The 13,887-nt window shown below is 35.7% G+C and carries 16 protein-coding genes; 6 read left to right on the top strand and 10 right to left on the bottom strand.

The window, feature by feature from the left end:
* Position 1: 1 nt before the first annotated feature.
* Positions 2-970, top strand: coding sequence for a 3-hydroxyacyl-CoA dehydrogenase NAD-binding domain-containing protein (locus HMPREF2846_RS02585; protein WP_002480199.1), 969 nt, complete (start codon positions 2-4; stop codon positions 968-970).
* A gap of 4 nt (positions 971-974) precedes the next feature.
* On the top strand, positions 975-1,469 hold the full coding sequence (locus HMPREF2846_RS02580; RefSeq protein ID WP_070625548.1) for a thioesterase family protein: 495 nt from the start codon (positions 975-977) through the stop codon (positions 1,467-1,469).
* Between the two features lie 118 nt (positions 1,470-1,587).
* Here HMPREF2846_RS02580 and HMPREF2846_RS13825 read toward each other — a convergent pair whose 3' ends face one another.
* Positions 1,588-2,961 carry a YqeG family HAD IIIA-type phosphatase gene (locus HMPREF2846_RS13825; RefSeq protein WP_083309959.1) on the bottom strand — a complete coding sequence of 458 codons (1,374 nt, stop codon included), beginning with the start codon at positions 2,959-2,961 and terminating at the stop codon, positions 1,588-1,590.
* A gap of 235 nt (positions 2,962-3,196) precedes the next feature.
* On the opposite strand from HMPREF2846_RS13825, the gene HMPREF2846_RS02570 reads away from it, so the two are divergent.
* Entirely contained in the window at positions 3,197-3,868 is a 672-nt protein-coding gene (locus tag HMPREF2846_RS02570) for a hypothetical protein (protein ID WP_070625547.1), read from the top strand.
* A 137-nt stretch (positions 3,869-4,005) separates the two neighbouring features.
* On the opposite strand, the gene HMPREF2846_RS02565 is transcribed toward HMPREF2846_RS02570, so the two are convergent.
* From HMPREF2846_RS02565 to HMPREF2846_RS02540, 6 genes are all read right to left on the bottom strand, one after another.
* On the bottom strand, positions 4,006-4,665 hold the full coding sequence (locus HMPREF2846_RS02565) for a hypothetical protein (RefSeq protein WP_070625546.1): 660 nt from the start codon (positions 4,663-4,665) through the stop codon (positions 4,006-4,008).
* Between the two features lie 174 nt (positions 4,666-4,839).
* On the bottom strand, positions 4,840-6,147 hold the full coding sequence (locus HMPREF2846_RS02560; protein WP_002480204.1) for a CitMHS family transporter: 1,308 nt from the start codon (positions 6,145-6,147) through the stop codon (positions 4,840-4,842).
* A gap of 212 nt (positions 6,148-6,359) precedes the next feature.
* On the bottom strand, positions 6,360-7,481 hold the full coding sequence (locus tag HMPREF2846_RS02555) for a M23 family metallopeptidase (RefSeq protein ID WP_002480205.1): 1,122 nt from the start codon (positions 7,479-7,481) through the stop codon (positions 6,360-6,362).
* Positions 7,482-7,854: 373 nt separating this feature from the next.
* Positions 7,855-8,196 carry a hypothetical protein gene (locus tag HMPREF2846_RS02550; RefSeq protein WP_070625545.1) on the bottom strand — a complete coding sequence of 114 codons (342 nt, stop codon included), beginning with the start codon at positions 8,194-8,196 and terminating at the stop codon, positions 7,855-7,857.
* Positions 8,197-8,210: 14 nt separating this feature from the next.
* On the bottom strand, positions 8,211-9,017 hold the full coding sequence (locus HMPREF2846_RS02545) for a metallophosphoesterase (protein ID WP_023014816.1): 807 nt from the start codon (positions 9,015-9,017) through the stop codon (positions 8,211-8,213).
* Between the two features lie 115 nt (positions 9,018-9,132).
* Positions 9,133-10,155: a 2,3-butanediol dehydrogenase gene (locus HMPREF2846_RS02540; protein WP_070625543.1), complete on the bottom strand. Its 1,023-nt coding sequence runs from the start codon at positions 10,153-10,155 to the stop codon at positions 9,133-9,135.
* Between the two features lie 154 nt (positions 10,156-10,309).
* Between HMPREF2846_RS02540 and HMPREF2846_RS02535 the strand changes: the two genes are divergently transcribed.
* Together HMPREF2846_RS02535 and HMPREF2846_RS02530 are read left to right on the top strand one after the other, a co-directional pair.
* Positions 10,310-10,858 (top strand): TetR/AcrR family transcriptional regulator, encoded by a 549-nt coding sequence (locus HMPREF2846_RS02535; protein WP_070625541.1) that lies wholly within the window; start codon positions 10,310-10,312, stop codon positions 10,856-10,858.
* A 147-nt stretch (positions 10,859-11,005) separates the two neighbouring features.
* Positions 11,006-11,239 carry a hypothetical protein gene (locus tag HMPREF2846_RS02530; protein ID WP_002480210.1) on the top strand — a complete coding sequence of 78 codons (234 nt, stop codon included), beginning with the start codon at positions 11,006-11,008 and terminating at the stop codon, positions 11,237-11,239.
* 104 nt (positions 11,240-11,343) lie between these two features.
* Here the strand turns inward: HMPREF2846_RS02530 and HMPREF2846_RS02525 are convergent, their stop codons facing one another.
* Entirely contained in the window at positions 11,344-11,964 is a 621-nt protein-coding gene (locus tag HMPREF2846_RS02525) for a nitroreductase family protein (RefSeq protein WP_070625539.1), read from the bottom strand.
* Between the two features lie 71 nt (positions 11,965-12,035).
* Between HMPREF2846_RS02525 and HMPREF2846_RS02520 the strand changes: the two genes are divergently transcribed.
* A complete protein-coding gene (locus HMPREF2846_RS02520) occupies positions 12,036-12,386 on the top strand; it encodes a MerR family transcriptional regulator (RefSeq protein ID WP_070625537.1) in 351 nt (116 codons plus the stop codon).
* Positions 12,387-12,521: 135 nt separating this feature from the next.
* Here HMPREF2846_RS02520 and HMPREF2846_RS02515 read toward each other — a convergent pair whose 3' ends face one another.
* Together HMPREF2846_RS02515 and HMPREF2846_RS02510 are read right to left on the bottom strand one after the other, a co-directional pair.
* Positions 12,522-12,833, bottom strand: coding sequence for a TM2 domain-containing protein (locus HMPREF2846_RS02515; protein WP_002480213.1), 312 nt, complete (start codon positions 12,831-12,833; stop codon positions 12,522-12,524).
* Positions 12,834-13,016: 183 nt separating this feature from the next.
* Positions 13,017-13,877, bottom strand: coding sequence for a WYL domain-containing transcriptional regulator (locus tag HMPREF2846_RS02510; RefSeq protein WP_070625536.1), 861 nt, complete (start codon positions 13,875-13,877; stop codon positions 13,017-13,019).
* Between the last annotated feature and the right edge of the window lie 10 nt (positions 13,878-13,887).

Raw genomic sequence — 13,887 nt, 5'->3', positions numbered from 1 at the left:
AATGAAATTTGCAGTAGTAGGAACAGGCGTTATCGGCAGTGGCTGGATCACTCGCATGCTTGCGCATGGTCACGAAGTGATCGCAACTGACCCAGGTGAAGGCGCACAAGAAGCAATGATGGCACAAATCAAACAAAATTGGCCATACGCTGAAGAAATGGGATTAGCAGAAGGTGCATCTTTAGATAATCTGACTTTCACACCACACTTAGATGAAGCTGTGAAAGATGCAGACTTGATTCAAGAAAATGTACCAGAAGTTGAAGAAATCAAAGCAAGTGTCTTAAAAGAAATCGACACTTACGCACGCCCTGACGCAATTATCGGTTCAAGTACTTCAGGTATTATGCCAACTGAACTGCAAGAAGGATTAAAACATCCAGAGCGTTTAGTTGTAGCACATCCTTTCCATCCTGTTTATATCTTACCATTAGTTGAAATTGTACCAGGTAAAGAAACTGCAGAAGACACAGTTGTAAAAGCTGAAGAACTTTATGAAGGTATCGGTATGGACGTCTTACATGTCCGTAACGAAATCGAAGGACACATTGCGGACCGTCTTATGGAAGCTTTATGGCGTGAATCATTACACATCGTTAATGAAGGTATCGCAACTACTGAAGAAGTAGATAAAGCCTTCACTCACGCAGCAGGCTTACGTTATGCACAATATGGTCCATTCATGACATTCCACTTAGCTGGTGGTAATGGAGGTATGCGTCACATGTTGAAACAATTCGGTCCAGCACTTAAGAAACCTTGGACTAAATTAGTTGCGCCAGAATTAACAACTGATTTATACAACGCAGTTGTAGAAGGATGCGAAACAAGTTCACAAGGTTACACAATGTCAGAACTTGACCAAAAACGTAATGAATTCTTAGTGAAAGTGAAAAAACTTGCGCAAGAATATTGGCCAACTGAAACACCAGGTATGAAGAAACGTCAACCTCAATCACAGGGGGTATAAATTCATGACACAACTCTTTACGTATCAAGTGACAGTAAAAGACGAATGGCTCGATCATAATAATCATATGAACGATGCAGAATACAACCGTGTTTTCAGTAATGCGACAGATGAATATCTCGCTTACTTAGGTTTAAGCGAAGCTGAAATCGAGTGCCGTCATTACACAGTCTTCACTTTAGAAAATCATGAAACGTATCAAAAAGAAGTTAACAAAGATGAAGATTTGACGGTGACTGTACAACTTGTCGATCATGATGCGAAACGTCTTCATGCATTCATGACACTGTATGATCAAGCACAAGATGTATGTGCCACATACGAAGTCATGTTAATGGGCATTGATACAAACTCAGGTCGCCCAGCACCCTTCCCTGAAGACATCGCACAAAATATTGAACAAGATGCTGAACTAGTAGATAAAGAAGGATTAGACCAACCTAAAGAACTTGGTCGTCAAATCGGTATCAAACGTAAAAAAATAAGAACAATACAATGAATCGATTAATATCACAATTTGCATAACACCCGAATGGGTTTCATATAGATAAAAAAGTTCCACTTGCGATAAAGTAAGTGGAACTTTTTGTATCTTATACTTTATATAATTTTATACATTAAGCATTTCTAATTTGATCTTGAGGAATCAAATCATAATCAAATAGAACTTCTGAATGGTTATCTAAAACTAATTCTTTTTTAAGCACTTTAGATGTTTGTTTATCAACTGTCTCTTTATAAATTTTAGAGATTCTATAGTACTTATCGCCTTCTTTAGCAAAATGATGGTCTTCTTCTATTAATCTGTATTCCCAAGGGAATATTTCCTCACTTCTTAACTCTGCATGAAGTTTCTTATCTGCACACCATAAATGCAGTTGAACATCTTGGTTTGTTTTATTTTTGAATCGGTAATCTACATAGTTATATGAAATAGATGTACCTGTCGCAAACGGAACACGTTTACCTGGATCTGGTGCCAAAGCATCCGAATGATTATGGAATTCTGTAATAGTTAATGGGCTATGCAAAATAAGCAAATGAATAGAGTTAGCTAAGTTACATAGGCCGCCACCCATGCCAGCTTGAATTTTATTATTGATAATCACACGACCATCTCTGTAACCATTTTGTTTATTAATTTTGCCTACGAGTTTCCAAAATGAGAATTCTTCTCCTGGATGTACGACAATTTTATCGATTTTAGAAGCAGCCAAATCAATATTATAGGCTTTGTTTTCTTGTAAGACAGGATCAATACCTCGCCCTGTTTTAATTAAGTTAGATGCATTGTAAGAAACTACATTGGGCAGTAATGCCTCTTCTTTTTCTTTTGAAAACTTTTTATGTCCGCGTGCGTCATCAATATTACGTTTTAAAATCCCTTTTTTCTCAGCTAGTGCATAAAAGACAGGATGAATCTCACTTAATAATTTTCGTTTCTTGGGCATAGGTTTCTTCTCCTCTTTAATGATGTCTGTAATTCTTTTTGGATAATAATGATTTAAGTTATATAGACCTAACAATACTTGTTCAACGCGTCTCTTCTTACCAATCTTAGTTTCACCTTCGTGCAACAAATACTTCACTAAAATGCTTTGAATGCCACATAGGTTAGCACCTAAAACATCTGTGAACATTTGATCTCCAATCAATAAAACTTCAGATTTCTCAACACCTAACATTTTAACTGCCTTTAAATAATTCGCTTTATTAGGTTTATTAGCCATAGGTATGTACAACGTTTGAATATTTCTATTGAAGTCTTTTATACGTTCATCGCTATTATTAGACAGCAATAATGTTTTTAAGCCTAGTTCATGAATATGTTTAAATAACTGATCAACTTCAGCAGTTGTATCAGCACCATGCGGTACTAAAGTGCTATCGATGTCAAAAATCAAAGCTTTAAACCCTAATTTTTGAATTTTCTCATAATTAATCATAAACACATTATCTACGTATGCATTTGGAAATATAAAGTTAAACACGAAGATGCCACATCCTATTCTCAGGTTAAATAAATCTACTCAATTTAATAAATTAAAAATAATTATATGGATTAGTGTAAGTGAATGACATATCAAAGTCAACGCAATATTAATGTCAACAACTGAATTATATATTTTTACAGTTTGTGATGTCTTAAAAAACAAAAAATAAATTGTAATAGTTAATTTATTGTGTTAATCTGATTGAAACAAAAACCGAGGGAGCTGATGGGAATTGGGGAAGAGTGAGTTGATTGTGATGTTGACACACAACGATTATACAGTTGAAAATGCACATGAAATATTTGAGACATGCAAACATACTAAAGCCAATTATTGGGGATTTAAAGATAGTGGATTACCTAAAGCACAAATGATAGAACTGTTTAGATTTATGAAACAACATAATAAGACAACTATTCTTGAAGTTGTTGAATATACAGAACCTGAATGTATCAAAGGGGCACAGTTAGCATTAGATTGTAACTGTGATATTTTAATGGGTACTGTTTACTTCGAATCAGTGAATCAGTTTTGCCAAAAACATAATATTAAATATATGCCGTTTGTCGGCCATATTTCAGAACGCCCTTCTATACTTAAAGGCACACTTCAAGAAATGAAAGAGCAAGCTGAACGTTATATTCAATCAGGTGTGTATGGCTTTGATTTATTAGGTTATCGTCACATTGAAAATCCACCAGAATTAATTAAACAATTTGTCACTCAGACCGATTATCCTGTTTGTGTTGCTGGAAGTATCGACAGTTTTGAAAAACTGGACTTGATTAAAAAAGTGAACCCTTGGGCATTCACAATCGGCAGCGCATTCTTTGAAAACAAATTCGACGGATCTTTCTCCGAACAAATCGATAAGGTCTGCGAATATATTAGTGAAAACGCATAACTACAAGGTTTATAATACGTCCGTATCTCTTACTTCAGACAAACGTCAGTCTGACCTTTGATGCTAAAAAAGCGCCATGAACTTTTTGTTCAGGCGCTTTATCTTATGTACCATTTCGTACTTCTACTGTTTTGAATCTATCTCTGCATGATGTTTTCAATGGCTTCTATATCATTTTTTGAAGTATAGACTTTGATTGAAAAGCCGTTGGCTTTATCTGTATCGTAATACCAATTGCCATTTGAAATTTCATCAGGCCCATTATGAAAATCTGTGAAGTCATCTTTTGTCATTTTTCCAGGTACTACAAACACATGACTGACTTGATTGTTTGAATTATAACTGACACCGATATTGCCATATAATTCAGCTTTCTTGCCATCAATTGTTTTAGCACCTTCTGCACGACCATATTCTCTCTCTATCGCACTTTTGGTTTCCCCTACTTCAAAACCTTCATACCCCTCAGTATTAGGCGCATGCATATAACCTTGACTGAACATTGGTGAGTTCACATCAATCTCTACTTTATGCGTAGGTGGTAAATGTGACGCTCTAGGTTGTGCTTTACCAACTTGATTCGACCAAAATGCCAACACACCATAGAATAGTCCAGCGACCAGAGCTAAGAATACTAATACGAGTACACTACACCAAACGAAAGTTTTAATTCTGCCACGATCTTTTTGTTGATGTATGACCTCCGAACGAGAAAATTGACTAGGTGTACCACATTGAGTACAAAAAGCTTCACTAGACTGTAACGCATTTTTACATGTTGTACAGTATTTCCCCATATTCCTTCCTCCGATAAATCTTTTTCACAATTCAATTATATTTAAAACTTTGATAATTTTCTACATAAAACGTTTTAAGAAACTGTAAAGTTGTTAAAGAAAACTAAAAAAGTACCTCAGTTACCCTGAAGTACTTCAAAGTTTCACGTAAAACATAGAAACTTATTTATGAAATTAGAATGCGATAACCCCAATAATACCTGCCACAATAATCATGCATACCGAAGAACCGATTGCCCATTTTAAAACAACCTTTTGGTTCGTTCCATAATCTATACCAAGCATACCTACAAGCAAGTAACCTGCCGCATACAAAGGACTTAAGACATGAACTGGTTGTCCTAAGATAGACGCTCTCGCCATCATTGCTTTAGAAACACCGAATTGTTGTGCAGATTCTGCGAGAATAGGCAAGATACCATAATAAAATGGATCATTCGCCATAAAGTAAGTGAACGGCATACTGAGCACGGCAGTGATCAATGCGAAATGATTCCCCATCGCATCTGGCACAATATGTACTAAAGCACTTGCCATATGGTCTACCATTTTCGTCCCACTCATAACTCCCGTAAATACACCTGACGCAAAAACTAAACTCACTACCGCAAGTACGTTTCCTGCGTGGCGTTTAATCAGATTGGATTGTACTTTAAGTTGAGGATAGTTAATAATTAACGCTAACGCAAAGCCAAGCATAAAGAGTACAGGAATCGGTAAGAAATCTGTAATCAATGCCACTAATAAGGTAATTGTCAAAGCAGCGTTAATGATCGTTAATTTTGGTCGTAATAATGCAAGTTCATCTTCATCTTTGTCATTTGAAATATGCATTTCTTCTAAAGTCAGTGATAAATGGTTCTTAATACCGATACGTTTGCGCTCTCTTTTCCCCAAGATATAAGCAGCCACAAACGCAAAGAGAATCCCTGCGACCATCACTGGAATAACAGGTGTGAATACTTCCTCCGTTGTTAACTGAAGTGCTGAAATAGCACGTGCTGTCGGTCCACCCCACGGCGTCATATTCATCACACCGATAGCTAATAGTGCAAGCGTTGATAAAATATATGGATTCATACCCATTTTCTTATACAACGGCAACATCGCTGTAACAGTAATAATAAATGTAGTAGTACCGTCCCCATCTAACGCAACAATAGATGCTAAGGCGACTGTTCCGATTGTAATCTTTACAGGGTCTCCCTTAACCCCTTTCATAATCACACTGATAATTGGATTGAATAATCCAGCATCAATCATAACCCCAAAATAGAGAATCGCGAAAACCAACATAATTCCAGTTGGCGCAACAGTAGTAATTCCCGCAATGATATCCTTTCCTAAACTAGAGTAAAATCCTCCGATTAATCCGAATACTACTGGTACCACGATAAGTGCTACCAGCGCTGACATTTTTCTACTCATAATCAGAGCCATAAAGACAATGATCATTACAAAACCTAATAATGCTAAATTCATGATGTATCCCCTTTTGTTTGTAATTTAACTGTCAGCAAACGCTTACAATTATATATAGTTTACCACAACATATAGTATTTTGAATATTCTAATCATTAAAGTCGGGTATTTTCATTTAAAACAAATAAAAAACGTTATCTCCGAATAAGCTTCAGAGATAACGTGAAAAGGTTATAAAATATGATTAATGATATCGAACTATAAGTTAATAATTATGCTCTGCTGTTGATGTAGCTGTCTGGGTTCACACTGTATTGGTTACCTACGCCACCTTGCATGCGTTGGAAGTGTAAGTGTGGTGCAGTTGAGTTACCAGTGCTACCTGATAGACCGATTTGGTCACCAGCACTAACATCTTGTCCTTGTTGTACATTTAAGCTGTTCATGTGCATATACCATTGATAGTTATTGCTGTTTTTCTCTTGGATTGTAACTTGGTTACCGCCACCATAGTTACTCCAGCCAGCTTGTGTTACTGTACCGTCTGTTAATGAGTAAACAGGTGTGTTTTCAGGCATACCATAGTCTACACCATAGTGAGCGCCGCCACCGTGATATTGACCATATGGTTGGATCTTAGGATGTTTAGTTAACCAACCTGCATCTTGTGCTGTTGCACCGTCTGCTTGGTTAGAAGGTGCGCTGTCACCAGATGTTTGTGCTGCTTGGTCAGAACCTTGTGTTGAGCCGCCGCCTTGTTGTCCTTGAGCTGCAGCATTAGCTTGTGTTGTTTGTGGTGCCGGTGCTTGTGTAGCTTCAACATTTTGTGCTGTACCTGCATCAGATGTAGCGTTTTGTGCAGGTGCATATGTTGTATTATCTTGTGATTGGTTATATGTGTTTTCGTATTGTGCGTTTGATGTATTGTTGTTATAAGTTGCGTTATTTTCTGAAGCTTTGTTTGGATTGTTTGCGATATCTTCTGCTGATGGTGCTTCATTTACGTCATAACCATTTGCTTGAACATCTGAGTTTGATGCATTTGCTGAATAGTTATTGTCATCGTATTGGTAGCTAGGGTTTAATAAACTTTGTGGGAAATAGAAATAGTGTGTTGCCCCTGCTTCATCTACGATAGTGAATTGATATTCTTTATTATCAAACATTGATTGGTCCCAATTGCCATCTAATGTGTGGTGGTAATTACCTTGTGTATCTTTCGTGAAGTATGATCCATATGAATAACCTTTAGTCTGATCTGCTGTCTGTTGTGCTTGTTGTGTTTGTTGCGGTGCAACTTGGTTATTTTCAGCTGCGTCTGCGTGGTGACTGATAAATCCTACTGAAGAAACTCCCAAACCTACAATAGTAGCTGTTACTAATTTATTCATCATGTAAACTCCCGTCCTTAAAAATTTTATTGATTCGTTAATACGTTTTTCGTTTTTCTCTCAATCAAAATTACAAGACTAAAGGTAACACGGGAAGTACACTAAATAAAGGCGTATAATTGTTTTGTAAACAAATGTATTTTGCATGTAATATAGTTACTGAAATATTACTACCTTGTAAGTACTGTGAAGACGGGGTTAAAACGTCGTTCTTCTTTTCCTTTGTTATCTCTTTATTACTATATTGAAATGTTTGAAACCCTTGATTTCCGGATATTTTAATAATGATTCTTGTGCGCAAAAGCCTTATAACCCCTGGATTTGCCTTACATTTTCAACTTCAAAACCGCTTCTCTTCCATCCTCTATCACACTAACTACATACTCTTATTGTTTTCTTTACTTTGTTGATAATATCGAAATACAAAATACAAACCAGCTAAAAAGAATAGGAAAAGTACACCATTACCTATAACTTTCGCAATAATATATGTCATTAAGATAAAGGAAAGAAACGCTAAAGTAATAGAAATAATTAAAACCAACCATCTTGTACTATCACTATTTTCTCTTCCAAGAAACACTCGACTTAAATGCGTCTTATAAAAATCTATCAATTTCAGATACAACTTCAGCATCGCTCCAACTGCTACTATAAAATAAACACCAAACACAATGATTTTTAAAATGTTCCATATGAAACCGAACAGTTCATTCATGATGATAATCTCCTTTATATTTCTATCACCTGTAATGCATGACGCATTTCTTTATCAATATCTTTTGTCCGCCACTCTCTGAAGTAGCCTAATGAAACACAACTATAATGGATATTATCCTTTGTGATACTTCCTCTGAAATGAACATGTCCCATCAAACTATAGCGTATGGGATAGTCTTGATATAACTTCATAAAGTCAGAAGTTCCGATAAATGCGTTGAAGTAATCAAAAATACGATGCGGCATTGGCACTTTAAAACTAGGGTCCGTCACCACATGTGTAATCAAAATAATATTTCTACCTTGAACCTTTTTCATATCCGCTTCTGCCAGTTCAGCTGCTTTACGAGACACTTCTCTATCTGGCATTCCCCAATCAACATGGACTTTATCTTGCCACGTTGCACCTTTAAAGCGTCTGCGTTCTAAATAATCTAAGCTATATTTAGGATTTGCGTAACTATAGTCATACCAACCGCTATTTCCGACAATTGCCCATTCATCATTAATAATGTAAGGATTGCCCATCAATTGTTCCGGCTTACTCATAAAGAAATCATGAATCACTTGTGTAGACGTGCCATCTGTTGACCAATAATCATGATTGCCCGGAATAAAACGTACATCTATACCTGTTAACACTTCCATTTGTTGGATGAAGATATACGATTGTTGATGATCATTCGAAATATCTCCAGCAATCACTAACAAATCTAATTGTTCTTGTTTAACAAGCTGCGCTAAATGTTCTGTATATTGTGCTTCAGTATAATCAGAAGGGCGATCGATATGTAAATCTGAAATGACTCCTATTTTCATTTGTTTGATCCTTCCTCTTTATTGAACGTTTATGTATTATTTTAGACTAATTAAAAAGGAGCACAAGCATTACATGCTCATCCTCCTTTGAACTTACTACTATATAAATAGGAACTTAGTCTATCGTATTGAGTTGGATTAAGATTTTTTCTTGCGACTTATCTTGAATCAATCTTTCAAAACCATCTTCTTTAATATGGTCCAAAGTAATTTTGCTAGTAATGATAGGTTCTGACGCTAATGCACCGGAAGCTAATTCATTCATAACTTGATTGTATGTGTCATTACCATATCCAACAGAACCCATAATATTTACGCCCGTAAACAATAAGTTTTGCGGTACGTTGAATTCTAAACTTTGCGTGTGGAAACTTACAATCATGACTGTGCCTCTTACACGTGTAGATTGAATAGATTGTGTAAATGTATCTGCCACACCGGCTGCTTCTATACTTACATCTGCACCTTCTGGATACATTTTTCTAATGGTCTCTACTGGATTTGTTTTTGTAGAATCAATCGTTGTATCTGCACCCATTGCTTCAGCTATTTTCAAACGTTCCTCAGCAATATCAATTGCGATTACTTGCTTTGCGCCTTGTGCTTTTGCGGCCGAAATAGAGAACAGACCGATTGGCCCAGCACCATAGACAGTCACAATATCCCCTTCTTTAATTCCAGCATCTTTAACAGCTTGATACGCAACAGATGCCGGCTCTACCAATGCTGCTCGTTCTAATGATAGCTCTTCTGGTACTTTGAATACAGAATTCTGCGGAATAATTGTATATTCAGCAAATCCTCCATCAATCTGTGCACCAACCGCATCTAAAGTAACAAAACGTTCATATAATGCATTCTCTTGGTCTTCGAACATCATCGGATAAATACAAACACGATCGCCTTTTTTAAGCTCTGTAACATCTGAACCTACTTCTTCTACTACACCTGAAAATTCATGTCCAAGCACAGTTCCTCTCTCCATCGGTACTGAGTCTGGATGCAAATATGCGTGCAAGTCTGAACCACAAATACCTGCCCAAGCTACTTTCACTTTGACATCATCACTGCTCAGTTCTTTTAATTGTCTCTCTTGAACTCTAATATCTTTTTCGCCATACCAAACGGCTGCTTTCATTATGAATTCCTCCCTTTTTCTTTTGAAATTACGTTATAATGAAAACTTGTAACCTCAACTATAGACTGGTTATATGAAGGAATGAATTCTAAAGCAGAACTTTACTCGAAAGTTCTGCACACTTATATACAATTTGTGCAGAAAGAGGATAAACATGGATAAAAGAACAAAGTATACAATGGAACAAATTAAATCTACTTTATTAGACCTCTTAGATACACACTCCTTTGAAACCATCACTGTAACTATGATTTGTGAACAAACAAGTATTAGTAGACGTACATTCTATAATCATTTTTCAGACAAATTTGAAGTAATAGATGAAATTATGAATGACTATACCCAAGCAATGCGCCAAGCCGCTTCAGAAAGTACGCCTGAAAACTTCAAACAAGGCATACTGAATGGCTTTAACTTTATTCATAAAAATAAGGTTGTTTTTATAAAACTTTATAAAAGTCCAGTCTCTAATCTATTTCTTACACGACTAGGTTCTGTCATTACTGAACTAGTAGAGCCTAAACTTAATCATGCTTACTTACAAATGCACAACATCTCAGTTCAAACTATCTTAGTTTTCTTAACGAGTGCAGTTTTAGGTATTGTTATTGAATCAGTTACTAAAAATGATGAGGATTATACAACTAAAGTTGAAGAAATAGCCACACTAGTCAAACCTTATTTCAAAACTAAAACAATATAATTATAAGTAGAATTTTAAATGAAAAGGTTATTTTCAAATTAAAAATAATAAAAATGGGTATCCGTATATTGGAGAGATTTGTGCAAACAGGCCTCTTCCGCTAAGCCCTATAATCCATACTTATATCGATGCAGAAAGGGTGATATAGTGGAACAATTTGAAGCTTCTGATAGTGCAGTAGATCTTGAGGATATTAATTTCGCTTGGGATCAACTTATTACTGACGAAGACGAATTGGTGGAGGCTGGCTATCCTCAAGGTCTGCTCGAAGAGTGGATAGAGGATGGTGTTATCAAGCCTTTCTCTCCCAGAGGCAATAAAAGGCACTTTTATTCAAAAGATGTCTTCGTTGCAACTGTTCATCATGTCTTACGAACATAGCATGATGGGAAGCAATGGATCGACCAAGGGTTGATCCGCTTCCTTTTATATAGATCATACATAACAAAAAAACTGCCAGTTTTTACACTGACAGCTTATACTTCTTATTGGAACTCAACAAATTTTTCATTTGGCATTCTAAATGAATCACGTGGTGCTTTAGCTTGTTTACCAATTGCGATGATCATTACAGGTACATAACGTTCTAATGGATAACCTAGGACTTCACCAATTTGATCTGCTTCAAATCCACCAATCGGATTCGTATCATAACCATGTTGTTTCGCAATTAACATCAATTGCATAGCCATTAAACTACTATCGATTTTGACAATGTCACTCATTTGTTCTCGCGTTAAACTTTTATAACCGTTCTTTGCGAGTGGCAGGATTTGGTCTCTGACTTCTTGTGGCATCATACCTTTTTCAACTGCACTATCATAGATATATTCTGCATTCTCATAGCATTGCAAGTCGCCAAAGATAACGAGCATCGCAGAGGATGTGTCGTTCTGGTTCGTATTGAATTGAACGAGTGGTCTTAATTTCGCTTTAGCTTCATCACTTTCAACCACAGCAACTCTCCATGGCTGCATATTCACTGAAGAAGGTGCTGTCGCAGCTTTTTCCAATATCTCATTCATTTCTTCTTTTGAAATTTTAAACTCCGGATCGAACCCTTTTACAGACTTTCTACTATTTAGAATATCAGTAAAGTTTTCCATACTTTCACCTCATATATATTTTCTATACAATAGACTACAGGTTAAACTATGGTTTAAGGGAAGTGATTTGTTTGAAAAAGTACTCCATTCAAGAAGTTTCTGAGATGAAACATATCTCTAAGAGTAAATTGCGTTATTATGAAAAGCATGGTTTATTGATGAATATTGAAAGAAATGCAAATAATCAACGTGTATATTCTGAAACAGACATAGAAATTATCAGCTTAATTCAATGCTTAAGTTTACTCAATATGCCACTCAAGAAAATTAAGTATTACGTTGAACAACTTAACGAGAATAAAGCACAGATTTCAGATGTTTTAGAAGCACACCTTAAAGTACTTAAAGCAGAAAAAGATATTATCGAAATGCGTATTGATGTCATTGAAGAAAGATTACATCGCGCTAAAAAAACAATTTAGTTATTCAAGTATGGAATCTTTCTTCAAGCATACTTATATAAAAATACCCCCTCACTCTATCGTGTGTAAGGGGGTATTCGTCTACTGACTCTATTTTATTTCTTTTATGTAGCTGTCTTGTCCATAAAAGATAACTTATGAATGGCTACCTTGCATCAATTGTATTTCGTTCTCTGCTTCTCTTCTTACTCTTGTTTTATCTGCTTCAACCCAACCTGGAATTAAGAACGCATCCACAATTACCCAAATCAACGTTGGAATACCAAATGTAAACCAAGCTGTTAATAATGTTAACGCAATCATCCCAATAGCTGATCCCGTTTTACCGAAATAGAAACGGTGTCCTCCTAAGCTTCCAAAGAAAAACCATAATACATAAGCAATCGCAGGTTGTTTTGCTTTGCTTGCGATTTGTGATTCAATAAAACTTTTTTCTTGTAAATTCATCAATGTTCTACCTTTCTGTATACTTCAATCAATCCTAATAAAAACTTAATAAATCTTACTATACACATCTAGGTGGTCAATTATTGTCCAGTAATGCAATTTTTTGTTTTTCCAAAATAATAACTTTTAAATCTTCATTTTATTTAACTTTCTTGCTTACCGTTTACTTACCTTTGTTTTTGTTTACTCATAGCAACTTTTGATTTGATTAATACGCTCAATAAAACTATCAATGTACTTTTGAGGTTCTAAAATACGTGCTAAAGGTGCCATTTGATAAGCAATATAGTATGCATCTAATTCCGTACAAGCGACTTTCACTATGATTTTTCCATCCTGTGTACGGTCTAGCACCTCGACAATCTTATATTGTTGGCGGAACAATGCCATTTTCGATTCATCAATTTCAACCGTGACGAGTTCTTTGCTTTTGACTTCATCAAACTTATGATTGGAAACCATAAAATTTTCAATCAGGCGGACGCGCTCGGTATAAACTGTTTTTTCATATTCATAAGTAAACCAATAGTCATAATGCATGTACATCGTTGATAATGGTTTCACTTCAATATTACGTCCTTTGAATTTCATCCATACTAAGTATTTTTGACTAATCGCTTTTTCGATTAACATTAGAGTTTCACCTGGAAATGTTTCATTCCGGTTATTGAAATGATCCAACATTTCACTTAAAACTTTTCTATCTTCAATACGCATGCCCTGTATTTCTCTTCTGAATAAGTTATACACATCTACATGCAAGATAGGTGTTAAGCTTTTAATTTTTACCATAAGCCCTAACAGTGCTAAGCCGCTTAAACTGTTAGAATGCGTGATTAATTCATAGCCGCCCTTTTTATGTACTACCTCAGTATTTCTATTATTCCAATATTCACTTTCATAGAAAAAATCATTAATCGTTCTAATATCCCTTTGAATCGACTTCGTACTTACATTCCCAAAATCAGAGAGATCTGATTTTCTAACTGTTTCCCCATTCAACAAACGTGTGAAGATATTCAAGACTCTTGTTGATTTATCCATGTTTACCATC

The sequence above is a fragment of the Staphylococcus sp. HMSC056G08 genome (genome assembly GCF_001812305.1).
Classification (GTDB): domain Bacteria; phylum Bacillota; class Bacilli; order Staphylococcales; family Staphylococcaceae; genus Staphylococcus; species Staphylococcus simulans.
This window is presented reverse-complemented; position numbering and strand designations above follow the sequence as displayed.